The sequence below is a fragment of the Janibacter terrae genome, from assembly GCF_039636765.1.
In the GTDB taxonomy this organism is placed as follows: domain Bacteria; phylum Actinomycetota; class Actinomycetes; order Actinomycetales; family Dermatophilaceae; genus Janibacter; species Janibacter terrae.
In genome coordinates this window covers 2,398,873-2,421,909 of record NZ_CP144167.1, presented here as the reverse complement: position 1 = coordinate 2,421,909, position 23,037 = coordinate 2,398,873, and the positions used below count along the sequence as shown (strand labels likewise).

Here is a 23,037-nt window from a genome sequence, read left to right as displayed (position 1 = left end):
CATGAGCAGCGAGACCACCGTCGAGCACCGCCCCGAGCCCGTGGACCGCGGCGTCGTCATCGGACGGGGGCTGACCGCGCTCGCCCGGTGGTCGTGGCGCCTGGTCCTCCTGGCGGCCGGAGCGGTCGTGGTCTGGTGGGTCCTCGGCAAGCTCTGGGTCGGGGTCTTCCCCGTGCTCCTCGCGCTCATCGTCGCCACGGTCCTGTGGCCGCCGACCCGCTGGCTGCGGGCGAAGGGGGTGCCCTCCGCGCTCGCCGCGGCGCTGGTCATCGTCGGCTCGCTCCTCGTCTTCTTCGGGGTCCTCGGCGCGATCGCGCCCTCGCTCGTCTCGCAGTCCGGTGACCTCGCCGACCAGGCGGCCAAGGGCCTGGGCGACCTGCAGGAGCTCGCGGCCAAGCCGCCCTTCAACGTCGACAGCGCGACGATCGACGACGCGGTCGGCAAGGCGACGACCTGGCTGCAGGAGCGGAGCGGCCAGATCGCGAGCGGTGCCCTGGCCGGTGCCTCGGCCGTCGGCTCCGGCCTCGTCACCCTCGTCCTCGTCCTCGTGCTCGTCTTCTTCTTCATCAAGGACGGACCGGCGTTCCTCCCCTTCGTCCGTCGGGTCGCCGGTGAGCGCGCCGGTGGTCACCTCACCGAGGTGGCGACGCGGTCGTGGAACACCCTGGGTGGCTTCATCCGCACCCAGGCGCTCGTCTCCGCCGTCGACGCGGTCCTCATCGGCACCGGTCTGGCGCTGCTCGGCGTGCCGCTCGCCTTCGCCCTGGCGATCCTCACCTTCTTCGGTGGCTTCGTGCCGATCGTCGGTGCCTTCGCCGTCGGCGTCCTGTCCGTCCTCGTCGCCCTCGTCGCCCAGGGCCCCACGACGGCGCTGCTCGTGCTCGCGCTGATCATCGCGGTGCAGCAGATCGAGGGCAATGTCCTCCAGCCCTTCCTCCAGGGCCGCTCGATGCAGCTGCACGCCGGCGTGATCCTCCTGGCGGTCGCGGTGGGCAGCACGCTCTTCGGCATCGTCGGTGCCTTCCTCGCCGTGCCGGTGGCCGCCGTCGCGGCGGTCGTCCTGCGGTACATCAGCGAGCAGGTCGACCTGCGCGCCGGCATCGTCAGCGCGGACGAGGTCGTCACCGAGTCGGCCGAGGGCGGGGAGGTCGCCGACGAGGTCGAGGACGAGGCCCCGGTCAGATCGTGACGCCCGTCGTCGCCCGCCCGGCCGTGAGCGTCATCCCGCTGCGTGACGGGCCGGACGGCCTCGAGGTCTTCGTCCAGCACCGCGCGACGACGATGGACTTCGCGGCCGGTGTCGTCGTCTTCCCCGGCGGCCGGTGCGACCCGGCCGACGAGGCGAGGGGAGCGGACCTCGCCCTGTCCGCCGCGACCCTCGCCGAGCACGTGCGCCGGTGGCGTCAGGTCCCCGTCGACGCCCCCGTCCACGTCGACCCGAGCGTGTCCGCGCGCACCCTGCTCGCCACCGGGCTGCGGGAGCTCGCCGAGGAGACCGGGCTCCTCGCCGACCCCGAGGCGCTGCTGCCGTGGGACCGCTGGGTGACCCCCGAGGCCTCGCCCAAGCGCTTCGACGTCGCCTTCTTCGTCCTCCCCGTGCCCGGGCACGCTCCCGACCAGCCGACGCACCTCACGACCGAGGCCACGCACTCCGTGTGGGAGGGCGTCGACGCCCTCCTCACCGCGGCGACGGAGCAGCGGCTGCGGCTGATGACCCCGACGAGGGTGCTGCTGCGCGAGCTCGCCGACCTGGGCGACGTCGCGTCGGTGCTCGCCCTGAGGCCGGTCATCACCGGCGTGCGGGACGACCGGCCCGGCAGCCGCCCACGGGCGACCGACCCCTCCTGAGCCGCGCGTCGATCAGAAGGCGGGCAGGACCTCACCGTTCGGCCAGGTCTCCTCGATGTACTTCTTGACCTCGGGGGAGTGGAGGAGCTCGTCGAGCTTCTTCAGCGACGCGTTGTCCTCGTTGGCCTTCTGCACCGCGAGGAAGTTGGCGTACGGGCTGTCCTTGCCCTCCTCGACGAGCAGCGCGTCATCGACCGACAGGTCGGCCTCGATGGCGTAGTTGCCGTTGATGACGGCGGCGTCGAGGTCCTGGAGCGAGCGCGCGAGCTGGGCCGCGTCGGTCTCCTTGAAGGTGAGGTCCTTCGGGTTGTCGGCGACGTCGAGGATGGTCGCGTTGGTCGCGTCCTTGCCGTCCTTGAGGGTGATGACGTCATTGTCGGCGAGCAGCTGCAGCGCGCGACCCTGGTTGGACGGGTCGTTGTTGATGCCGATCTGGGCGCCGTCCGGCAGGTCCTTGACGTCCTTGACCTTGTCGGAGTACAGGGCGAAGGGCTCGATGTGGATGCCCGTGTAGTGCGCGAACTCGTACCCGCGGTCCTTGACCTGCGCCTCGTAGTAGGGGAGGTGCTGGTAGTAGTTCGCGTCGAGCGTGCCCTCGGAGAGCTGGACGTTGGGCTGGACGTAGTCGTCGAAGGTCTTGATCTCCAGGTCGAGCTTCGCGTCGGGCGCGAGCTCCTTGTCGACGAACTCGAGGATCTTGGCGTGCGGGGTGGGGGACGCGCCGACGGAGATCGTGGTGACGCCGCCGTCGCCGGCCGCGGGGCCCTCGGCATCGTCCTCGACCGCGCCGCAGGCCGCGAGGGCAAGGGCGGAGACGGTGATGACCGCAGCAGCGCGGGTCGCGGAGCAGGTGGTGGGCATGGTGGTTCCTCTCGATGGGTGGCCGGTCGGGCCGGTGGTACGAAGGGGGGGAGATCAGCGGTGGTCGAGGCGGCGGGCGACGAGGTCGCCGACGACCTGGACGATCGTCACGATGACGACGAGGAGGGCGACGCAGACGATCATCACGTCGGACTCGAAGCGGTTGTACCCGTAGGACATCGCGACGGCGCCGAGGCCGCCGCCGCCGATGGCACCGGCCATCGCGGTGTAGCCGATGAGCGCGATGACCGTCGTCGTCAGTCCGGCCACGAGACCGGAGCGCGCCTCCGGGAGCAGCACCTTGCGGGTGATCTCGCGACGCGTGGCGCCCATCATCGCGACGGCCTCGACCTTGCCCGCAGGCACCTCGCGCAGCGAGGTCTCGACGAGCCGGGCGTAGAAGGGGATGGCGCCGACGGTGAGCGGGACGACCGCCGCCTGCCAGCCGATCGAGGTCCCGACGACGAAGCGCGTGAACGGGATGATCGCGATCATCAGGATGAGGAAGGGCAGCGAGCGTCCGACGTTGACGACCGCCCCGAGCGCACGGTGGACGGTGGGGTGGGGCGAGGTGCCGCCGGGCGAGCTCGTGTAGAGCAGCACACCGACGGGGATGCCGAGCAGCGCGGTGAGCACGCCCGCGAGGCCGGTCATCGCCAGCGTCTCCCAGACGGCGGTGGGGACGAGCTGGCGGATGACGTCGTTGTCGAGCCAGCGGCCCTCGGCGGCGACGGTGGTCAGGGCGGTCATGCGGCCACCTCCGGGGACAGGTGGGCGGCCTCGAGGACGCGGACGGCGTCACCGGTGCGCGCCGGCTCGACCTCGAGCTGGATGCGGCCGACGCGGCGGCCGGCGATGGTCTCGAGCGTCGCCGCGGCGACCTCGGCGGGGATGCCGGCCTCGCGCAGCAGCGCCAGGACGGCGTCGACGCTCGTGGTGCCGGAGCGGCTGTCGCCGAGCGCGACCTCGACGTAGCCACCCTCGTGCCCGAGCGGCAGCGGGGGCAGGGGGACGAGGTCGCGGTGGAGCTGGCGGCGCGGGTCGGCCACGACCTCACCGATGGGGCCGGTCTCGACGACGCGGCCGTCGGCCAGGAGGGTCACCGTGTCGCACACCTCGCGGACGACGGAGGGCTCGTGCGTGATGATGACGACGGTGATCCCGAGGCGCTCGCGCAGGTCGCGCAACAGCCCCAGGATCTGCCGGGTGGTCGCGGCGTCCAGGGCCGAGGTCGGCTCGTCGCACAGCAGGATGTCGGGACGGGTCGCCAGGGCGCGGGCGATGCCGACGCGCTGCTGCTGGCCACCGGAGAGCTGGCCGGGGTGGTTGTCGGCGCGGTCGGTGAGCCCGACGAGCTCGAGCAGCTCGGCGACGCGCGCCCGGCGCTCGTCGGCGGACCAGCCGGCGATCTCCAGGGGGAGGGCGATGTTGTCGGCGGCCGTGCGCGAGTCGAGCAGGTTGGCGTGCTGGAAGACCATGCCGAAGCGGCGACGCACCGCACGCAGCTGCTCGCCGGCGAGGGCCGGGATGTCGGTGCCGTCGAGGTCCACCGTCCCGGAGGTCGGCCGCTCGAGCCCGGTGAGGCAGCGGATGAGCGTGGACTTGCCGGCGCCGGAGCGACCGACGATGCCGTGGATCGAGCCGCGCGCGATCGACAGGGTGATGTCGTCGAGCGCGACGACCGGCCCGCGCGCGGAGGGGAACTCCTTGCGCAGGCCGGACAGCTGCAGGAGGGGGGTCTCGGTCACGTCGAAGATAATAGGAAGTTATGCCTGGCATAAGCAAAACGCATGATGAGCCCCCTTCGCCCGCGGGGTGGCGGTGCCGGGCGGACGTGGACGGATGTCGGGCGGTCCCGCCGCGGGCGGTAGAGTCGGGGCCGATCGACATCCTTTAACCACTGTCCCGTGAGGCAGAGAAGGAGGTCTCGAGACACCCATGTGTCCGGACACGCCCCCTGAGGTCGGCCCCGAGCCGCCAGCCCGCGAGGTGCTCAGCACCTCCGACGTCGCCCGAGCGCTGCGTCGCATCGCCCACGAGGTCGTCGAGCGCAACAAGGGGGCCCAGGACGTCGTCCTGCTCGGCATCCCCAGTCGCGGCGTCGAGCTCGCCCAGCGCCTCGCAGCGCTCATGACGGAGATCGAGGGCGCCTCGGTACCCGTCGGCTCGCTCGACGTGACGATGTACCGCGACGACCTGCGGGGCCGCCCGACCCGCGCGCCGCAGCAGACCACCTTCCCCGCTGCCGGCGTCGACGACCGCATCGTCGTCCTCGTCGACGACGTCCTCTACTCCGGCCGGACCGTGCGCGCCGCCCTGGACGCGCTGTCCGACTACGGCCGCCCGCGGGCGGTGCGCCTGGCCGTCCTCGTCGACCGCGGGCACCGCGAGCTGCCGATCCGCGCCGACCACGTCGGCAAGAACCTCCCCACGTCCCAGGCCGAGCGCGTCACCGTGCGCCTCACCGGGCACGACGGCGTCGAGGACTCCGTGACGATCTCGGGCGGTGACCCCCGATGACCCGCCACCTGCTCTCCGTCGCCGACCTCGGCGACGACGCCCTGCGTGAGGTCCTCGACACCGCGGCCGAGATGCACGAGGTGCAGCACCGCCAGGTCAAGAAGATCCCGACCCTGCGGGGACGCACGATCATCAACCTCTTCTTCGAGGACTCCACCCGCACGCGCAGCTCCTTCGAGATCGCCGGCAAGTGGATGAGCGCCGACACGATCAACATCACCGGCAAGGGGTCCTCGACGTCGAAGGGGGAGTCCCTCCGCGACACCGTGCGCACCATCGCCGCCATGGGGGTGGACGCGATCGTCATGCGGCACCAGGCCTCCGGTGCCGCCCACCAGGTGGCCCGCTGGTTCGACGAGGCCGACGTGCGCACCTCGGTCGTCAACGCCGGCGACGGCACCCATGAGCATCCGACCCAGGCGCTGCTCGACGCCTACACGATCCGTCGGCGCCTCGGCACGCTCGAGGGCAAGCGGGTCGCGATCGTCGGGGACGTCACGCACAGCCGGGTCTTCCGCTCCAACGTCCTGTCCCTGCCGCGCCTCGGTGCGCAGGTCACGGTCGTCGCGCCGCCGACGCTCATGCCGAGCGGGGCCGCGCGCTGGGCGCAGGCCGACGGCTTCACCCTGAGCGACGACCTCGACGAGGTCATCGACTCCGGGGTCGACGCCCTGATGATGCTGCGGGTCCAGCGCGAGCGGATGTCGGGCGGGTTCTTCCCCACGGCCCGCGAGTACACGGTCGGCTACGGCCTGACCCGCGACCGCCTCGCCGCGCTCACCGCCGCCAACCCCGAGGCGGTCATCTGCCACCCCGGCCCGATGAACCGCGGCCTCGAGATCGCCGCCGACGCGGCGGACGCCGCGAGCAGCCTGGTCCTCGACCAGGTCAGCGCCGGTGTCGCCGTGCGGATGAGCGTCCTCTACCACCTGCTGGCCTCCGGCCTGACCGACGAAGGGGGCGCCGCATGAGCGACCTGCTGATCACCGGGGCCTCCCCGCTGGGCGCTGCGGCCACCGACGTGCTCGTGCGCGACGGCGCCGTCGTCGCGCTCGGGGCCGACGCCTCCGCCGACGCGACCCGGCAGGCCGAGCGCCTCGACGCCGACGGGCTGGTCCTGCTGCCCGGGTTCGTCGACCTGCACACCCACCTGCGCGAGCCCGGCCGGGAGGACGCCGAGACCGTCCGCACCGGGTCGGCCGCCGCCGCCGCCGGTGGCTTCACGGCGGTCCTCGCGATGGCCAACACCAGCCCGGTCACCGACACCGCCGAGGCCGCCGAGCGTGTCCTCGACCTCGGGGTCGCCGCCGGGCACTGCGACGTCCGGCCGATCGGTGCCGTGACCAAGGGCCTCGAGGGCGCCGAGCTGGCCGAGCTCGGTCTCATGCACCGCTCCCGGGCCCAGGTCAGGGTCTTCTCCGACGACGGCCGCTGCGTCCACGACGCGCGGGTCATGCGCCGGGCGCTCGAGTACGTGCGGGCCTTCGACGGCGTCATCTCCCAGCACGCCCAGGACCCGGCCCTCGCCGGCCCGGCCGCGTGCTGCCACGAGGGCGAGCTGAGCGGCCGCCTGGGCCTCACCGGCTGGCCGGCCGTCGCCGAGTCGAGCATCATCGCCCGCGACGCCGAGCTGGCGCTGCACACCGGCTCACGCGTGCACGTCGCTCACGTCTCGACCGCCGAGGGCGTCGAGGCCGTGCGCTGGGCCAAGCGTCGCGGGGCCCGCGTGACCGCGGAGGTGACCCCGCACCACCTCGTGCTCACGACCGACCTGCTGAGCGGCTACGACCCGGTGTACAAGGTCAACCCGCCGCTGCGCCCCGCCGAGGACGTCGAGGCGCTGCGCGAGGCCCTGGCCGACGGCACGATCGACGCCGTCGCGACCGACCACGCCCCGCACGCCCGCCACGACAAGGAGCACGCCTTCCCGGACGCCGCCTTCGGCATGCTCGGGCTCGAGACGGCCTTCTCCGTCGTGCACGACGTGATGGTCGGCTCCGGTCGCACCGACCTCGCGACCCTCGCCGAGCGGATGTCCCACGCCCCGGCCCGCATCGCCGGGCTCACCGACCACGGACGGGCGATCGAGGTCGGCTCCCCGGCCAACCTCGTCCTCGTCGACCCGAGCGAGCGGGTCACCGTCGACCCGGCCACCTCGCTCTCCCTGTCCCGCAACACCCCCTTCGCCGGGCACACCCTCACCGGGCGGGTCCGCACGACGATCCTGCGCGGCCGCGTCACGGCCACCGATGGAGAGGTCATCAGTTGAGTCACCACACCACCACCCCCGCGGTCCTCGTCCTCGAGGACGGTCGGACCTTCGCCGGCACGGCTTACGGCGCCGTCGGTGCCACCGTCGGTGAGGCGGTCTTCTCCACCGGCATGACCGGCTACCAGGAGACCCTCACCGACCCCAGCTACCGCGGCCAGGTCGTCGTCATGACCTCGCCGCACGTGGGCAACACCGGCTGGAACGACGAGGACGACGAGTCCTCCCGCATCCACGTCGCCGGCTACGTCCTGCGCGACCCCGCGATCCGCCCGAGCAGCTGGCGCTCGCGCCGCTCGCTCGAGGAGGAGCTCGCCGCGCAAGGCATCGTCAGCATCGCCGGGATCGACACCCGGGCGCTCACCCGCCACCTGCGCGAGCGGGGCGCCATGCGCGTCGGGATCTTCTCCGGCGAGGCCCTCGCCGACGAGGCGACCCTGCTGGAGCGGGTGCAGGCCGCCCCGGAGATGGCCGGCTCCGCGCTCGCGACCCAGGTGAGCACCACCGAGCCCTACGTCGTGGAGGCGAAGGGGGACAAGCGCTTCACCGTCGCCGCGATCGACCTCGGGATCAAGACCATGACCCCGAAGCGGCTCGCCGAGCGCGGCATCGAGGTCCACGTGCTGCCCGCGACCTCCACCTTCGAGCAGGTCATGGCGGTCGGCCCCGACGGCCTGTTCTTCTCCAACGGCCCCGGCGACCCGGCGACCGCGGGCGACCAGGTGGCCCTGCTCCAGGAGGCACTGCGCGCCGGCCTGCCCTACTTCGGCATCTGCTTCGGCAACCAGCTCTTCGGGCGGGCCCTGGGCTTCGGCACCTACAAGCTCAAGTACGGCCACCGCGGCATCAATCAGCCGGTCTTCGACCGGACGACCAACAAGGTCGAGGTCACCGCCCACAACCACGGCTTCGCTGTGGACGCGCCCCTCGACGAGGTGACGCAGACCCCCTTCGGCGCCGCGGCCGTGAGCCACGTGTGCCTCAACGACGACGTCGTCGAGGGCTTGGAACTACGGAGTGCTGCGGGGCAGCTCTTGGCCTTCTCCGTGCAGTACCACCCGGAGGCGGCGGCCGGCCCGCACGACGCCGCGTACCTCTTCGACCGCTTCGTCGACCTCCTCGAGACCACCACCGCCACCACCAAGGAGACCCAGGCCTGATGCCCAAGCGCGACGACATCACGAGCGTCCTCGTCATCGGCTCCGGGCCGATCGTCATCGGACAGGCCTGCGAGTTCGACTACTCCGGCACCCAGGCCTGCCGCGTGCTGCGGGAGGAGGGCGTGCGGGTCATCCTCGTCAACTCCAACCCGGCGACGATCATGACCGACCCGGAGTTCGCGGACGCGACCTACATCGAGCCGATCACCCCCGAGGTGGTCGAGAAGATCATCGAGCGCGAGCGTCCCGACGCGGTGCTCGCCACCCTCGGCGGCCAGACCGCGCTCAACACGGCGATCTCGCTCCACGAGGCCGGCGTGCTCGAGAAGTACGGTTGCCCGCTCATCGGCGCCAGCGTCGAGGCCATCGAGCTCGGCGAGGACCGCGAGCGCTTCAAGGGCGTCGTGGAGCGCTGCGGCGCCGAGTCGGCCCGCTCGATCATCTGCCACACGATGGAGGAGTGCCTGGCGGCGGCGGAGGACCTCACCTACCCGGTCGTCGTGCGGCCCTCCTTCACCATGGGCGGCCTCGGCTCCGGCTTCGCCTACGACGAGACGGACCTGCGCCGCATCGCCGGCCAGGGCCTGCAGTACAGCCCGACGACCGAGGTGCTCCTCGAGGAGTCGATCCTCGGCTGGAAGGAGTACGAGCTCGAGGTGATGAGGGACAACGTCGACAACGTCGTCGTCGTCTGCTCGATCGAGAACTTCGACCCCGTCGGTGTGCACACGGGTGACTCCATCACCGTGGCGCCCGCGCTCACCCTCACCGACCGCGAGTACCAGAAGATGCGCGATGTGGGCATCGCGGTCATCCGCGAGGTCGGCGTCGAGACCGGTGGCTGCAACATCCAGTTCGCGATCAACCCCGCCGACGGCCGGATGATCGTCATCGAGATGAACCCCCGCGTCTCGCGCTCCTCGGCCCTGGCGTCGAAGGCGACCGGCTTCCCGATCGCCAAGATCGCGGCCAAGATGGCCATCGGCTACACGCTCGACGAGGTGCCCAACGACATCACGCAGGAGACGCCGGCGGCCTTCGAGCCGAGCCTGGACTACGTCGTCGTCAAGGTGCCCCGCTTCGCCTTCGAGAAGTTCCCGGCGGCCGACCCGACCCTCACGACGACGATGAAGTCCGTCGGTGAGGCGATGGCCATCGGGCGCAACTTCACCGAGGCGCTGCAGAAGGCGCTGCGCTCCGCGGAGCGCAAGGGTGCCGCCTTCCACTGGGACGGCGACCAGCCCACGCTCGAGCACGGCCGCGAGCTCCTCGAGGCGGCGCGCACGCCCACCGACGGCCGGATCGTGCAGGTGCAGCAGGCGATGCGCGCCGGCGTGTCGGTGGAGGAGGTCTACGAGGCGACCAAGATCGACCCCTGGTACCTCGACCAGATGGCGCTCATCAACTCCGTCGCCGAGGAGGTGCACGCCGCGGAGGAGCTCAACCCGCAGGTGCTGCGCCTGGCCAAGCGGCACGGGTTCTCCGACGCCCAGATCGCCCGGCTGCGCCGGATGGACGAGGCCGTCGTGCGCGGCGTGCGCCACGCCCTCCGGGTGCGGCCGGTCTACAAGACGGTCGACACCTGCGCGGCGGAGTTCGCGGCCCGCACCCCCTACCACTACAGCTCCTACGACGAGGAGACGGAGGTCGAGCCGCGCGAGCGCCCGGCTGTGATCATCCTCGGGTCGGGGCCCAACCGCATCGGCCAGGGCGTCGAGTTCGACTACTCGTGCGTGCACGCCAGCTTCGCCCTGCGCGACGCCGGCTACGACACCGTGATGGTCAACTGCAACCCCGAGACGGTCTCGACCGACTACGACACGAGCAGCCGCCTGTACTTCGAGCCGCTGACCCTCGAGGACGCCCTCGAGGTCATCCACGCCGAGACCCAGGCCGGCCCCGTCGCGGGCGTCATCGTCCAGCTCGGCGGGCAGACGCCGCTCGGCCTCGCCGGTCAGCTGAAGGCCGCCGGCGTGCCCATCGTCGGGACCTCGCCCGAGGCGATCGACCTCGCCGAGGACCGGGGCCACTTCGGCCGGGTGCTCCACGAGGCCGGGCTCAACGCGCCCAAGCACGGCACCGCCTTCAGCGCGGAGGAGGCCGTGGAGATCGCCGGCGAGATCGGCTACCCGGTCCTGGTGCGCCCGTCCTACGTCCTGGGCGGACGCGGCATGGAGATCGTCTACGACGACGCCACGCTCTCCGAGTACGTCACCCGGGCGGCGATCGCCAGCCCCGAGCACCCGATCCTCGTCGACCGCTTCCTCGACGACGCGATCGAGATCGACGTCGACGCCCTGTACGACGGCACCGAGATGTACCTCGGCGGGATCATGGAGCACATCGAGGAGGCCGGCATCCACTCCGGTGACTCCAGCTGCACCCTCCCGCCGGCGACCCTCGGCACCTCCGAGCTGCAGCGGGTGCGAGAGGCGACCCTCGCCCTCGCCGAAGGCATCGGCGTGCGCGGCCTGATGAACGTCCAGTTCGCCCTCGCGCAGGACGTGCTCTACGTCCTGGAGGCCAACCCGCGGGCCTCGCGCACCGTCCCCTTCGTCGCCAAGGCCACGGGCGTGCCCCTGGCCAAGGCCGCGGCCCGCGTCATGCTCGGCACGAGCATCGCCGAGCTCAAGGACGAGGGCATGCTGCCCCGCCACGCCGACGGTGGCTCGATGCCGGCCCACGCGCCGATGTCGGTCAAGGAGGCCGTGCTGCCCTTCAAGCGCTTCCGGACCAAGGAGGGCGACGTCGTCGACTCGCTGCTCGGTCCCGAGATGCGCTCGACGGGCGAGGTCATGGGGATCGACGACGACTTCGGTGCCGCCTTCGCCAAGAGCCAGCTCGCGTCGCTCTCGAGCGGGCTGCCGACGACCGGCACGGTCTTCGTCTCCGTGGCCAACCGCGACAAGCGCGCGATGATCTTCCCGATCAAGCGCCTCGCCGACCTCGGTTTCACGATCCTCGCGACCCAGGGCACCGCGGACGTCCTGCGCCGCAACGCGATCGAGTGCGAGGTCGTCACCAAGCACTCCGAGCGTCGCGAAGGGGAGGTCAGCGTCGTCGACCGGATCCTCGCCGGCGAGATCGACGTCGTCTTCAACACGCCGTCCGGGCAGCACGCCCGCGCCGACGGCTACGCGATCCGCGCCGCGACGACCGCCATGGACAAGCCGATCGTCACCACGGTCCAGCAGCTCGGCGCGGCCGTGCAGTCGATCGAGTCGCGCATCCACGGCGAGCTGCGGGTCAAGCCCCTGCAGGAGCACGCCCGCGACCTCGACCTCTACGGGGTGGGGCGGTGACGGCTCGCACGATCGCGGCCCGCGAGGGGGCCGGTGTCGTCCAGGTCGACGCCGAGGTCCTGGGCAATGCCGCCGTGGGCGCCTACCGGCACCTGACGCTCGTCACGCCGGGTCTGGCCGAGATCGCGCGGCCGGGGCAGTTCGTGGCGCTGTCCGTCGGTGACGGGACGAGCTCGATGCTGCTGCGCCGCAGCTTCTCCATCCACCGGGTGAGCCCGGCCGGCACCTACGGCGGCACGACCGAGGTGGTCGTGGCGGCGCACGGGCCCGGCACGCAGGCGCTCACCGCGCTCGAGGCGGGGGAGAGCGTGAGCGTCATCGGTCCGCTCGGGCGCGGGTTCCCGCTGCCCTCGCAGCCGGTGCCGTGCATCCTCGTCGGCGGTGGCTACGGCTCCGCGCCGCTCTTCTGGCTGGCCGAGCAGCTGCGCGAGCGCGGTTGCGCCGTCGAGATCGTCCTCGGTGCGGCCTCGGCCGACCGGCTCTTCGGCGTCGTCGAGGCCCGCAGGGCCGCCGACAGCGTCACCGTGACGACCGACGACGGGTCGGCCGGCACGCAGGGCTGGGTCTCGGACGTGCTGCCCGACCTCATCACCCGCACGGGCGCCGGCGTGCTCTACGGCTGCGGGCCCATGGGCATGCTGCGCTCGATGAGCGAGATCGCCGAGGCACACGGGATCGTCGCGCAGGTCGCCGTCGAGGAGGCCATGGCCTGCGGCGTCGGCATCTGCATGACGTGCGTCATGCCCGTCAGCGACGCGCAGGGCAGGACCAAGATGGTCCGCAGCTGCCTCGAGGGCCCGGTCTTCCGAGGCGACCGCGTGCGCTGGGAGGCCTTCGCGGACGGCCTGTGCCGCGTGCCCGACGACGCGGTCGGCGCGCCGAAGGAGGCCCGATGACACCCCCTTCGTCCACGTCCACGTCCACGTCCGCGGCGTCCGCGGCGTCCGTCGACATGTCGGTGGACCTGGCCGGGGTGCGCCTGCCCAACCCGATGATGACCGCGAGCGGCTGCGCCGCCAACGGCCGGGAGATGCACCGGTTCATCGACGTGGCGCAGCTGGGCGCCTTCGTCACCAAGTCGGTCAAGGCCCAGCCCGTCTCCGGGCGCGGCACACCGCGCATGGCGGAGACCCCCTCGGGGATGCTCAACTCCATCGGCCTGCAGGGGCCGGGCGTCCAGGCCTTCGTCGAGGAGGACCTCGCCTGGCTGCACTCGATCGGCGCCCGCGTCGTCGTCTCCATCGCCGGGAGCACGGCCTCGGAGTTCGCGGGTGTCGCGCGCGCGGTCGTGCGCAGCCGGTACGCGAGCGCCGTCGCCGCCATCGAGGTCAACATCTCCTGCCCCAACGTCGCCAACCGCGGGCTCGTCTTCGCGTGCGACCCCGCGAGCTCGCACAAGGTGATGACGCTCGTGCGCGAGGAGGTCCCGCGCGGGTTGCCCATGCTCGCCAAGCTCAGCCCCGACGTCACCGACATCGTCGAGATCGCCGACACGGTGCTGCGGGCCGGCGCCCACGGCCTGACGATGATCAACACCACGCTCGGCGTCGCGATCGACGTCGACCGCCTGCGGCCCCACCTCATCGCGGCGACTGGTGGGCTCTCCGGGCCGGCGATCCGCCCGATGGCGGTCCGGGCGGTCTGGCAGGTCGCCGGGGCCATGCGCGCCGGCCGGATCAGGACCGCACCCATCGTCGGGGTCGGGGGGGTGCGGCACGGCCGCGACGCCCTCGAGCTCGTCGCGGCGGGCGCGAGCGCGATCCAGGTCGGGACGGCCGCCTTCAACGACCCGACCGCCCCCGAGCGCGTCGGGCGCGAGCTCGAGCAGCTGCTCGCCGAGCGCGGCTTCGACCGCCTGTCCGACGTCGTCGGGATCGCCCACGAGAGGTTCACGCCATGAGCGCCGACCCGCTGCCCCCCCTGCCCTTCGGCGCTCGGCTGCAGGCCGCGATGGCCGAGTACGGACCGCTGTGCGCCGGCATCGACCCGCACCGGGGCCTCGTCGAGTCGTGGGGCCTGACCTACGACCTCGCCGGCCTCGAGCGCTTCACGATGACCTGCGTCGAGGCCTTCGGGGGAGCGGTGGCCGCGGTCAAGCCGCAGTCCGCCTTCTTCGAGGTCTTCGGGGCGAAGGGGGTGGCCCTCCTCGAGCGGGCCCTCACCGATCTGCGGGACGCCGGCACCCTCACGGTGCTCGACGTCAAGCGCGGCGACATCGGCACGACCGTCGACGCCTACGGCGAGGCCTTCCTCGGCACGGACGCGCCCGCGGCCGCCGACGCGATCACGCTCAGCCCCTACCTGGGGTACGGCTCCCTGCGCCCGGCCATCGACCTCGCGCACCAGACCGGTCGCGGGGTCTTCGTCCTCGCCCTGACCTCCAACCCGGAGGGCGCCCAGGTGCAGCACGCCCGGCTCGCCGACGGCCGCTCCGTCGCCGGCGCCATCGCCGACGACGCCGCGGCGGACAACGCCGGGGCCCGCTCCCGTGGCGAGCTCGGCAGCGTCGGCCTCGTCGTCGGCGCGACCGTGGGGTCCGCCGTCGCGGACCTCGGCGTCGACCTGCCGGCCATGGGCGGACCGATCCTCGCACCCGGTCTCGGGGCGCAGGGCGCCACCGCCGCGGACGTGCGCTCGGTCTTCGCCGGGGCGCTCGGCCAGGTGCTCGCGAGCAGCAGCCGCGACGTGCTCCGGGCGGGGCCGGACGTGTCCTCCCTCCGCGCCCGGGCCCGGGAGGTGGCGACGCAGGTCGCCGACATCACCGCGGCGTGAGAGGGTGACCGGATCGCCGACCCGACGCCCCGGAGGCACGCCGTGAGCATCCCGCCCCTCAGCCCGCAGCAGCGTGCCCGGGCCCTGGAGCAGGCCGCCTCGGCCCGGCTCCGGCGGGCGGAGGTGCGCGAGCACCTCAAGGCCGGTCGTACCGGGGTCGCCCAGGTCCTCGAGGACGCCGGGAGCGACGACGCGCTGGCCCGGATGCGGGTCCGCACGCTCATCGAGTCCCTCCCGGGTGTCGGGCCCGTCACCGCATCCCGGATCATGGACGAGCTGGGGATCGCGGCCTCACGCCGGGTCCGCGGACTCGGCCGTCACCAGCGCACCGCACTCCAGGAGAGGTTCCCCCGGGCATGAGCACCCCCCGTCTGACCGTCCTCGCCGGACCCACCGCCGTGGGCAAGGGCACCGTCGCCGCCTGGATCCGCGAGCACCACCCCGAGGTGTGGCTCTCCGTGTCCGCGACGACCCGGCCGCCACGACCCGGCGAGGTCGACGGGGTGCACTACCGCTTCATGTCCGGCGACGAGTTCGCCGAGCAGGTCGCCTCCGGGCAGATGCTCGAGTGGGCGGTCGTCCACGGACGGGCCTCCTACGGCACCCCGCGCCGACCGGTCGAGGAGGCCCTGGCCGCGGGCAAGCTCCCCCTGCTGGAGATCGACCTGCAGGGAGCCCGGCAGGTGCGGGCCTCGATGCCCGACGCCTGCTTCGTCTTCCTCGCCCCGCCGACGTGGGAGGAGCTCGTCGGTCGGCTCGAGGGCCGCGGCACCGAGACGGCGGACGAGCGGGCGGTCCGGCTGGAGACCGCCAAGGTCGAGCTGGCGGCCCAGAACGAGTTCGACCGGGTCATCGTCAACGACGACATTCGTCGTGCCGCCGAGGAACTCGTATCATTGATGAGATCCCACTGACCCCGACGACAGGACCACCCCGACGTGTCCGGCACCACGGCCAACCCCATCGGTATCACCAACCCGCCGATCGACGACCTGCTGACCAAGGCTGACAGCAAGTACGCGCTCGTCATCTACGGCGCCAAGCGGGCCCGCCAGATCAACGCGTACTACTCCCAGCTGCAGGAGGGCCTGCTCGAGTACATCGGCCCCCTCGTCGACGCCCAGGTCCACGACAAGCCGCTCTCGATCGCCCTTCGCGAGATCAACGAGGGCCTGCTCACCAAGGAGGCCAGCGCCCCCGAGGGCGAGGACCTCCCGGCCACCGACGCGCCCGTCGCCGACGAGGCCTGAGCGGACCCCCCTTCGTGCGCATCGTCCTCGGTGTCGGAGGCGGCATCGCCGCCTACAAGGCAGCCCTCCTGCTGCGCCTGTTCACCGAGGAGGGCCACGAGGTGACCGTGGTCCCGACGGACGCCGCGCTGCGCTTCGTCGGGGCCCCCACGTGGGAGGCCCTCTCGGGCCGTCCCGTCCAGACCGACGTCTGGAGCAACATCACCGACGTGCCCCACGTGCGGCTGGGCCAGGAGGCCGACCTCGTCGTCGTCGCGCCGACGACCGCGGACCTGCTCGCCAAGGCCGCCCACGGGCTGGCCGGTGACCTGCTGACCAATGTCCTGCTCACCGCCCGCTGCCCGGTGGTGCTCGCCCCGGCGATGCACACCGAGATGTGGGAGCACGCGGCGACGCGGGCCAATGTCGCGACGCTGCGCGAGCGCGGCGTGACCGTCGTCGAGCCCGCCTCCGGGCGGCTCACCGGTGCCGACACCGGCCCCGGCCGGCTCCCCGAGCCGGAGGCGATCCACGCCGCCGCCCTCGAGGCCCTGGGCGGCTCGCCGTCCGCCGACCCGGCCCGCGGGCCCGACCTCGCCGGACGCACCGTGCTCATCAGCACGGGCGGCACCCGCGAGCCCCTGGACCCGGTGCGCTACCTCGGCAACCGGTCCTCCGGCAAGCAGGGCCTGGCCCTGGCCGAGGCCGCCGCCGCCCGGGGCGCGCGGGTGACCCTCGTCGCCGCCAACCTCGCCCTGCCCGTCCCCGACGGGATCACCGTCGTGCCGGTCCAGACCGCGCTGGATCTGCAGGCCGAGATGACCGCCCGGGCCGCGAGCCACGACGTCGTCGTCATGGTCGCGGCGGTGGCCGACTTCCGGCCCGCGGACTACGCCGAGAGCAAGATCAAGAAGACCCACGACCCGGCGGACCCCGATGCGGCGCCGACGATCCGGCTCGTGCGCAACCCCGACGTCCTCGCCGGTCTCGTCGCCGCGCGCGGGTCGTCGGCAGCACCGCTCCTCGTCGGCTTCGCCGCGGAGACGGGGGACGCGACCGGCTCGGTCCTCGAGCTCGGGCGGCAGAAGCTGGCCCGCAAGGGCTGCGACCTCCTCGTCGTCAACGAGGTGGGGACGGACAAGACCTTCGGCGCCGACGACACGAGCGTCCAGGTGCTCACCCGGGACAGCGAGGCGGTCGTGGAGATCGGCCCCGCCAGCAAGCTCGAGGTCTCGCACGGCATCTGGGACGTCGTCGTGGGCGTGTCGGCTGCGCGCTGAGCGCGCGTGCTTAGACTGGCCGGGCCCGTACCGGGCGGTCCTGGGCCGCCCTTCCACGATCATGGGAGTACTGCGTGTCCGGACGTCTCTTCACCTCAGAGTCGGTGACCGAGGGTCACCCCGACAAGATCTGCGATCAGATCTCGGACTCGATCCTCGACGCCATGCTCGAGGCGGACCCGCGCAGCCGCGTGGCCGTCGAGACCATGGTGACCACCGGGCTCGTGCACATCGCCGGTGAGGTCTCCACCGAGGCCTACGTCGAGATCCCGCAGCTCGTCCGCACGGTGATCGCCGACGGCGTCGGCTACGACTCCTCCGACAAGGGGTTCGACGGCCGCTCGTGCGGCGTCTCGATCTCCATCGGCCAGCAGAGCCCGGACATCGCGCAGGGCGTGGACACCGCCTACGAGAACCGCACCGGCGGCGTGGACCCCAAGGACAAGCAGGGCGCGGGTGACCAGGGCCTGATGTTCGGCTATGCCTGCCAGGACACCCCGGAGCTCATGCCGCTGCCGATCTTCCTCGCGCACCGCCTCGCGCAGCGCCTCACCGAGGTCCGCAAGAGCGGCGAGCTGGACTACCTGCGCCCGGACGGCAAGACCCAGGTCACCATCGACTACGACGGCGACCGCGCCGTGCGCCTCGACACCGTCGTCCTGTCGACCCAGCACTCGGCCGAGGTCGACCACGAGACCCAGCTGCCGGCGGACATCAAGGCGCACGTCTTCGAGCCGGTCATGGCCGCGCTCAAGGACTCGGGCGTCGAGCTCGACACCTCCGACTACCGGACCCTGATCAACCCCACCGGCAAGTTCGTCATCGGCGGCCCCATGGGCGACGCGGGCCTCACCGGCCGCAAGATCATCGTCGACACCTATGGCGGCATGGCCCGCCACGGTGGTGGCGCCTTCTCCGGCAAGGACCCGTCCAAGGTCGACCGCTCCGCGGCCTATGCCATGCGGTGGGTCGCCAAGAACGTCGTCGCCGCCGGCCTCGCCGGCCGCTGCGAGGTCCAGGTCGCGTACGCCATCGGCGCCGCGCAGCCGGTCGGCCTCTACATCGAGACCTTCGGCACCGAGACCGTCCCCGTCGACCGGATCCAGGTGGCCGTCAACACGGTCTTCGACCTGCGCCCGCTCGCGATCGTCGAGGAGCTGGACCTGCTCCGCCCGATCTACGCCCCGACCGCCGCCTACGGCCACTTCGGCCGGACCGAGGCCGCCGGCTACGACAACTCCTTCCCGTGGGAGCAGACGACCAAGGTCGAGGCGCTCCAGGCAGCAGTCAGGGGCTGAGCCACAGCGGTCGACCGGGCGGGGTGTCGCTGACACCCCGCCCGGTTACCTTGGTCCCCGTGCGCGTCGCCCAGGTCCTCGTCGACTCGGGGCTGGTCCATCTCGACCGGCCCTTCGAGTACCTCGTGCCCGAGGCCCTCGACGAGGCGGCGCAGCCCGGTGTCCGGGTCAAGGTGCGCTTCGCCGGGCGTGACCTGCCCGGCTACGTCCTCGAGCGGACCGAGGTCGCCGAGCACACCGGTCGCCTCGCCGAGGTCCGCACCGTCGTCTCGCCGGAGCCGGTGCTGACCCCGGAGGTCCTCGAGCTCGCCCGACGCCTCTCCCGGCACCAGGCCGGCACGGTCATGGACGTCCTGCGCCTCGCGGTCCCGCCCCGGCACGCACGTGCGGAGAAGGCGTTGCCGCTCGACCCGCCCACCTGCGACCCGGCCACCGAGGCAGGGGAGGCGGGTCCCCCTTCGCCGGAGACGACGGCGGGGGTCCCGCAGGTCTGGGCGGGCTACCGGGCGGGGGCCGCGTGGTGGTCACGGGTCGCGGCGGGCGAGTCCCCTCGCGCCGCCTGGCTCGCCGCCCCCGGGCGGCCTGTGGATCAGGACTGGCCGCGGGCCCTCGCCGAGGCCGCCGGGGCCGCCCTCCGCTCCGGCCGGGGGAGCGTCGTCGTCGTGCCCGACCAGCGGGACGTCGCCCGCGTCGACGCGGCCCTGACCGAGGTGCTCGGGACGGGGCAGCACGTGCGCCTCACCGCCGGCCAGGGACCGCAGGCGCGCTACACCGCGTGGCTGAAGGTGCTGCGCGGTCACGTGCGCGTCGTCGTCGGCACCCGCGCCGCCGCCTACGCGCCCGTGCGCGACCTCGGGCTCGTCGCCTGGTGGGACGACGGGGATGACCTGCACCTCGAGCCCCGCTCGCCCTACGCCCACGTCCGCGAGGTGCTCACCACGCGCGCCGACATCGAGGACGCCGCGCTCCTCGCCGGCGGGCTCGCCCTCTCGACCGACCTCGCCGCGCTCGTCGACGTCGGCCGGGTGCACCTCGTCGGCGGCATCACCTCCCGCCGCGAGGCCCCGCAGGTGCTCGTCGCCGGTGAGGGGACCGACGAGGAGCGGGACGGGCCGGGCGCCCGGGCGCACATCCCCTCGTCCGCGCACCGCGCCGCCTCCGCCGCCCTCGAGCACGGTCCCGTGCTGCTGCAGGTGCCGCGCCGCGGATACCTCCCCGCGATGTCCTGCGCGAGCTGCCGAGCGCCGGCGCGGTGCCCCGAGTGCCGAGGTCCGCTCGCGCTGCCCTCGCCCGACCGGTCGCCGGAGTGCGGGTGGTGCGGCAAGGTGCCCCGCGGCTTCGTCTGCCCGCACTGCGACGGCGACCGGCTGCGCGCCGGGATCATCGGCGCGCGACGGACCGCGGAGGAGATCGGGCGGTCCTTCCCGGGGACCCGCGTCATCACCTCGGGTGCAGGAGAGGTCCGCGAGGGCGTCGGCGCGGAGCCGACGATCGTGGTGGCCACCCCCGGTGCCGAGCCCGTGGCCGAAGGGGGGTACGCCGCCGTGCTCCTGCTCGACGCGTGGGCGAGCCTGGACCGGCCCGACCTGCGCGCGGGGGAGGAGGCGGTGCGGCGGTGGTTCGCCGCGGCGGGGCTGGCCCGCTCCTGGGCCGACGGCGGCACGGTGGTGCTCTGCGGTGCGCCGGGCCACGTGACGATCCCCCCGGTCGAGGCCCTCGTGCGGTGGGACCCGCAGTGGTTCGCGGCGCGCGAGCTGGCCGAGCGGGCCGAGCTGTCGCTGCCGCCGACGACGTGGACCGCCGAGGTGGTCACGGACCGCAAGCGCGTCGAACCGATCGAGCAGGCCGTGCGCGCCGCGGCGCCCGACGCCGCGGTGCTCGGGCCGCTGCCGGTACCCGGCGCGGACCAACGACGACGACTCGTCGTCACCGCCCCCTTCGCCGACGGGCCGCTCGTCGCCGTGGCGCTCAAGGACGTGCGCGCGGGGGAGAGCGCCCGCAAGGCGCCTGACCTGACCTCGGTCCGGGTGGGGCATCTGAGCATCGGGTGAGCGTGGCGGCCAACTAGACTCGCGCAGGTGCGACTGATCTTTGCCGGGACCCCCGAGGTCGCCGTCCCCTCCCTGCGTGCCCTGCTCGACTCCGACCACGAGGTGGTCGCCGTCGTCACCCGACCCGATGCACGGGTCGGGCGCGGCCGACGCCTCGGGTCCTCACCGGTCAAGGTCCTCGCCCAGGAGGCCGGGCTCGAGGTGCTCACGCCGACCAGCCCGAAGGACGAGGACTTCGTCGCCCGCCTCACCGAGCTCGCCCCCGACTGCTGCCCGGTCGTCGCCTACGGCGCCCTGCTGCCGGTCCGGGTGCTCGACATCCCGACGCACGGGTGGGTCAACCTGCACTTCTCGCTGCTGCCCGCCTGGCGCGGCGCCGCACCCGTCCAGCGGGCGCTCATGGCCGGCGACGAGATCACCGGGGCGAGCACCTTCCGGATCGAGGCCGGGCTCGACACCGGGCCGGTCTTCGGCACGATGACCGAGCGGATCCGGCCGGACGACACCTCCGGCGCGCTCCTGGAGCGGCTCGCGGGCGCCGGCGCGCCGCTGCTCGTCGCGACGATGGACGGGATCGCCTCGGGAGACCTGCAGCCGCGGCCCCAGCCGGAGGAGGGCGTGAGCCACGCCGCGAAGATCACCGTCGAGGACGCCCGGGTCGACCTTCGCCACCCGGCGATGGCCGTCGACCGCCTCGTGCGCGGCTGCACGCCCGCACCCGGCGCCTGGACGACCTTCCGGGGGGAGCGCCTGAAGCTCGCACCCGTGACGATCACCGACGAGCAGCTGCCCGCCGGGACCATCGACGCCCGCAGGCGCGAGGTGCTCGTCGGCACCGCCGACCGCGCCGTGCGCCTGGGCGAGGTGACCCCCCTGGGCAAGAAGCCGATGCCCGCCGCCGACTGGGCTCGCGGGGTCCGCATCGGGGCCGGGGAACGGCTCGGAGAGGAGAGCGCATGAGCCAGGACCGTCCGCACCACCGGGGGCCGCGGCAGAAGTCGCGCACCGCACCCTCCGCCCGGGCCCGTCGCGCCGACGTCCCCCGCTCGACCGCCCAGCAGGTGCTGCGTGCCGTCTCGCAGGACGGCGCCTACGCCAACCTCGAGCTGCCCAGGGCCCTGCGCCGGGCGCGCCTGTCCGGACGGGACGCGGCCTTCGCCACCGAGCTGACGTACGGGACCCTGCGGATGCAGGGTCTCTACGACGCGGTCATCGCCGAGGCGTCCCAGCGTCCCGTGAGCAAGCTCGACGGCGGGGTGCTCGACGTGCTGCGCATGGGCGCCCACCAGGTCCTCGGCATGCGCGTGCCCGAGCACGCCGCCGCCGACCAGTCCGTCGCCCTCGCCCGCGCCGCGGCCGGTCAGGGTGCCGCGGGCCTCGTCAACGCCGTCATGCGCCGCATCGGCGAGCGCAGCCGCGAGGAGTGGCTCGAGCTCGTCACACCGACCGAGCCCGTCGCCGAACGGTTGGCCGTGTCGCAGTCGCACCCGGTCTGGGTCGTCAAGGCGCTGCGGCAGGCGCTCATCGGCCACGGCGCCGCGACGCCCGACGACGCGGACGCGGAGCTCGAGGAGCTCCTCGCCGCGCACAACGTGCCCGCCGACGTCTCCCTCGTCGCCCGTCCCGGGCTGGCCGACGTCGACGAGCTGCTCGCCGCCGGCGCGCAGCCCGGGCGGTGGTCCCCCTTCGCCGCCGAGCTCGAGAGCGGTGACCCCGGTGCGCTCGACGCCGTCCGCGAGGGCCGCGCCGCGGTCCAGGACGAAGGGAGCCAGCTGCTCGCCCTCGCGCTCGCCGCCGTGCCGGTCACCCCGCGCAGCGTCGGTGCACCCGAGCGGTGGCTCGACCTGTGCGCCGGACCCGGTGGCAAGGCAGGCCTGCTCGCGGCGCTCGCGCTGCGGCAGGGGGCCGACCTCGTCGCCAACGAGGTGAGCGAGCACCGCACGGAGCTGGTCCGCCAGAGCCTGCGCCCCGCGCTGACCAAGGCCAGGGACCACGGTCGCGAGCTCGTCGTGCGCACCGGCGACGGCCGCGAGGTCGGCCGGGACGAGCCGGAGGTCTACGACCGGGTGCTCGTCGACGCCCCGTGCACGGGGCTGGGCGCCCTGCGCCGCCGGCCCGAGGCGCGCTGGCGCCGCCAGCCCACGGACCTCGCGGGACTGGGCCCGCTGCAGCGCGAGCTGCTCGCCGCCGGCATCGACGCGACGCGCCCCGGTGGCGTCATCGCCTACGCGACGTGCAGCCCGCACCTGTCCGAGACGACCTTCGTCGTGCGCGACGTCCTCAAGAAGCGTGACGACGTCGAGGTGCTCGACGCCCGGACCTTCCTCGCCGACGCGGCGACCGCCGAGCTGACCGGGCTCGGCGACGGGCCGCACGCCCAGCTGTGGCCCCACCTGCACGGCACGGACGGCATGTTCCTCGCACTCCTGCGGAAGAAGGGCTGAAAC

General features: G+C 73.3%; 21 protein-coding genes. 18 read left to right on the top strand and 3 right to left on the bottom strand.

The window, feature by feature from the left end; translation table 11 throughout:
* Position 1 precedes the first annotated feature (1 nt).
* Together V3C34_RS11845 and V3C34_RS11840 are read left to right on the top strand one after the other, a co-directional pair.
* Complete coding sequence (locus V3C34_RS11845; protein ID WP_068421173.1) at positions 2 to 1,189, top strand: AI-2E family transporter; 1,188 nt, start codon at positions 2 to 4, stop codon at positions 1,187 to 1,189.
* Complete coding sequence (locus V3C34_RS11840; protein ID WP_174522854.1) at positions 1,186 to 1,848, top strand: NUDIX hydrolase; 663 nt, start codon at positions 1,186 to 1,188, stop codon at positions 1,846 to 1,848. Before V3C34_RS11845 ends, V3C34_RS11840 begins: the two co-directional genes overlap by 4 nt.
* A gap of 12 nt (positions 1,849 to 1,860) precedes the next feature.
* Here the strand turns inward: V3C34_RS11840 and V3C34_RS11835 are convergent, their stop codons facing one another.
* The 3 genes from V3C34_RS11835 to V3C34_RS11825 are packed head-to-tail and all read right to left on the bottom strand — an operon-like array spanning position 1,861 to position 4,466.
* A complete protein-coding gene (locus tag V3C34_RS11835) occupies positions 1,861 to 2,709 on the bottom strand; it encodes a MetQ/NlpA family ABC transporter substrate-binding protein (protein WP_068421175.1) in 849 nt (282 codons plus the stop codon).
* Positions 2,710 to 2,763: 54 nt separating this feature from the next.
* Positions 2,764 to 3,459 (bottom strand): methionine ABC transporter permease, encoded by a 696-nt coding sequence (locus tag V3C34_RS11830; RefSeq protein ID WP_068323585.1) that lies wholly within the window; start codon positions 3,457 to 3,459, stop codon positions 2,764 to 2,766.
* Entirely contained in the window at positions 3,456 to 4,466 is a 1,011-nt protein-coding gene (locus V3C34_RS11825; protein WP_346008564.1) for a methionine ABC transporter ATP-binding protein, read from the bottom strand. The genes V3C34_RS11830 and V3C34_RS11825 overlap by 4 nt, the downstream gene beginning before the upstream one ends.
* Positions 4,467 to 4,647: 181 nt before the next feature.
* On the opposite strand from V3C34_RS11825, the gene pyrR reads away from it, so the two are divergent.
* The 16 genes from pyrR (at position 4,648) to V3C34_RS11745 (ending at position 23,034) form a co-directional block, all read left to right on the top strand.
* A complete protein-coding gene (gene pyrR / locus V3C34_RS11820) occupies positions 4,648 to 5,229 on the top strand; it encodes a bifunctional pyr operon transcriptional regulator/uracil phosphoribosyltransferase PyrR (protein WP_068323589.1) in 582 nt (193 codons plus the stop codon).
* Positions 5,226 to 6,200: an aspartate carbamoyltransferase catalytic subunit gene (locus tag V3C34_RS11815; RefSeq protein WP_068323591.1), complete on the top strand. Its 975-nt coding sequence runs from the start codon at positions 5,226 to 5,228 to the stop codon at positions 6,198 to 6,200. Before pyrR ends, V3C34_RS11815 begins: the two co-directional genes overlap by 4 nt.
* Positions 6,197 to 7,498 (top strand): dihydroorotase, encoded by a 1,302-nt coding sequence (locus V3C34_RS11810; protein WP_346007213.1) that lies wholly within the window; start codon positions 6,197 to 6,199, stop codon positions 7,496 to 7,498. The genes V3C34_RS11815 and V3C34_RS11810 overlap by 4 nt, the downstream gene beginning before the upstream one ends.
* Entirely contained in the window at positions 7,495 to 8,658 is a 1,164-nt protein-coding gene (carA, locus tag V3C34_RS11805; RefSeq protein ID WP_068323596.1) for a glutamine-hydrolyzing carbamoyl-phosphate synthase small subunit, read from the top strand. Before V3C34_RS11810 ends, carA begins: the two co-directional genes overlap by 4 nt.
* A complete protein-coding gene (gene carB / locus V3C34_RS11800; RefSeq protein WP_338538018.1) occupies positions 8,658 to 11,960 on the top strand; it encodes a carbamoyl-phosphate synthase large subunit in 3,303 nt (1,100 codons plus the stop codon). Before carA ends, carB begins: the two co-directional genes overlap by 1 nt.
* Positions 11,957 to 12,856, top strand: coding sequence for a dihydroorotate dehydrogenase electron transfer subunit (locus tag V3C34_RS11795; protein ID WP_346007212.1), 900 nt, complete (start codon positions 11,957 to 11,959; stop codon positions 12,854 to 12,856). The genes carB and V3C34_RS11795 overlap by 4 nt, the downstream gene beginning before the upstream one ends.
* On the top strand, positions 12,853 to 13,860 hold the full coding sequence (locus tag V3C34_RS11790) for a dihydroorotate dehydrogenase (RefSeq protein ID WP_346007211.1): 1,008 nt from the start codon (positions 12,853 to 12,855) through the stop codon (positions 13,858 to 13,860). Before V3C34_RS11795 ends, V3C34_RS11790 begins: the two co-directional genes overlap by 4 nt.
* Positions 13,857 to 14,732: an orotidine-5'-phosphate decarboxylase gene (gene pyrF, locus V3C34_RS11785; RefSeq protein WP_068323600.1), complete on the top strand. Its 876-nt coding sequence runs from the start codon at positions 13,857 to 13,859 to the stop codon at positions 14,730 to 14,732. Before V3C34_RS11790 ends, pyrF begins: the two co-directional genes overlap by 4 nt.
* Before the next feature lie 42 nt (positions 14,733 to 14,774).
* A complete protein-coding gene (gene mihF / locus V3C34_RS11780) occupies positions 14,775 to 15,092 on the top strand; it encodes an integration host factor, actinobacterial type (RefSeq protein ID WP_068323604.1) in 318 nt (105 codons plus the stop codon).
* Positions 15,089 to 15,646: a guanylate kinase gene (gene gmk, locus V3C34_RS11775; protein ID WP_068323606.1), complete on the top strand. Its 558-nt coding sequence runs from the start codon at positions 15,089 to 15,091 to the stop codon at positions 15,644 to 15,646. The genes mihF and gmk overlap by 4 nt, the downstream gene beginning before the upstream one ends.
* Before the next feature lie 24 nt (positions 15,647 to 15,670).
* Positions 15,671 to 15,982 (top strand): DNA-directed RNA polymerase subunit omega, encoded by a 312-nt coding sequence (rpoZ, locus tag V3C34_RS11770; RefSeq protein ID WP_068323608.1) that lies wholly within the window; start codon positions 15,671 to 15,673, stop codon positions 15,980 to 15,982.
* A 14-nt stretch (positions 15,983 to 15,996) separates the two neighbouring features.
* Entirely contained in the window at positions 15,997 to 17,241 is a 1,245-nt protein-coding gene (coaBC, locus tag V3C34_RS11765; RefSeq protein WP_068323610.1) for a bifunctional phosphopantothenoylcysteine decarboxylase/phosphopantothenate--cysteine ligase CoaBC, read from the top strand.
* Between the two features lie 74 nt (positions 17,242 to 17,315).
* Positions 17,316 to 18,539: a methionine adenosyltransferase gene (metK, locus tag V3C34_RS11760; RefSeq protein WP_068323612.1), complete on the top strand. Its 1,224-nt coding sequence runs from the start codon at positions 17,316 to 17,318 to the stop codon at positions 18,537 to 18,539.
* 59 nt (positions 18,540 to 18,598) lie between these two features.
* Positions 18,599 to 20,590, top strand: a complete 1,992-nt coding sequence (locus V3C34_RS11755) for a primosome assembly protein PriA (protein WP_346007210.1) — start codon at positions 18,599 to 18,601, stop codon at positions 20,588 to 20,590.
* A gap of 27 nt (positions 20,591 to 20,617) precedes the next feature.
* Positions 20,618 to 21,550, top strand: coding sequence for a methionyl-tRNA formyltransferase (fmt, locus tag V3C34_RS11750; protein WP_346007209.1), 933 nt, complete (start codon positions 20,618 to 20,620; stop codon positions 21,548 to 21,550).
* A complete protein-coding gene (locus tag V3C34_RS11745; RefSeq protein ID WP_068421198.1) occupies positions 21,547 to 23,034 on the top strand; it encodes an RsmB/NOP family class I SAM-dependent RNA methyltransferase in 1,488 nt (495 codons plus the stop codon). The genes fmt and V3C34_RS11745 overlap by 4 nt, the downstream gene beginning before the upstream one ends.
* The last annotated feature ends 3 nt before the right edge of the window (positions 23,035 to 23,037 follow it).

Bases quoted from the DNA above. Each gene is read 5' to 3' on its own strand.
- V3C34_RS11745 (WP_068421198.1), top strand. From the start codon at position 21,547: ATGAGCCAGGACCGTCCGCACCACCGGGGGCCGCGGCAGAAGTCGCGC.
- V3C34_RS11810 (WP_346007213.1), top strand. From the start codon at position 6,197: ATGAGCGACCTGCTGATCACCGGGGCCTCCCCGCTGGGCGCTGCGGCC.
- V3C34_RS11790 (WP_346007211.1), top strand. From the start codon at position 12,853: ATGACACCCCCTTCGTCCACGTCCACGTCCACGTCCGCGGCGTCCGCG.
- gmk (WP_068323606.1), top strand. From the start codon at position 15,089: ATGAGCACCCCCCGTCTGACCGTCCTCGCCGGACCCACCGCCGTGGGC.
- V3C34_RS11830 (WP_068323585.1), bottom strand. From the start codon at position 3,459: ATGACCGCCCTGACCACCGTCGCCGCCGAGGGCCGCTGGCTCGACAAC.
- V3C34_RS11815 (WP_068323591.1), top strand. From the start codon at position 5,226: ATGACCCGCCACCTGCTCTCCGTCGCCGACCTCGGCGACGACGCCCTG.
- V3C34_RS11845 (WP_068421173.1), top strand. From the start codon at position 2: ATGAGCAGCGAGACCACCGTCGAGCACCGCCCCGAGCCCGTGGACCGC.
- pyrF (WP_068323600.1), top strand. From the start codon at position 13,857: ATGAGCGCCGACCCGCTGCCCCCCCTGCCCTTCGGCGCTCGGCTGCAG.
- V3C34_RS11835 (WP_068421175.1), bottom strand. From the start codon at position 2,709: ATGCCCACCACCTGCTCCGCGACCCGCGCTGCTGCGGTCATCACCGTC.
- carB (WP_338538018.1), top strand. From the start codon at position 8,658: ATGCCCAAGCGCGACGACATCACGAGCGTCCTCGTCATCGGCTCCGGG.
- pyrR (WP_068323589.1), top strand. From the start codon at position 4,648: ATGTGTCCGGACACGCCCCCTGAGGTCGGCCCCGAGCCGCCAGCCCGC.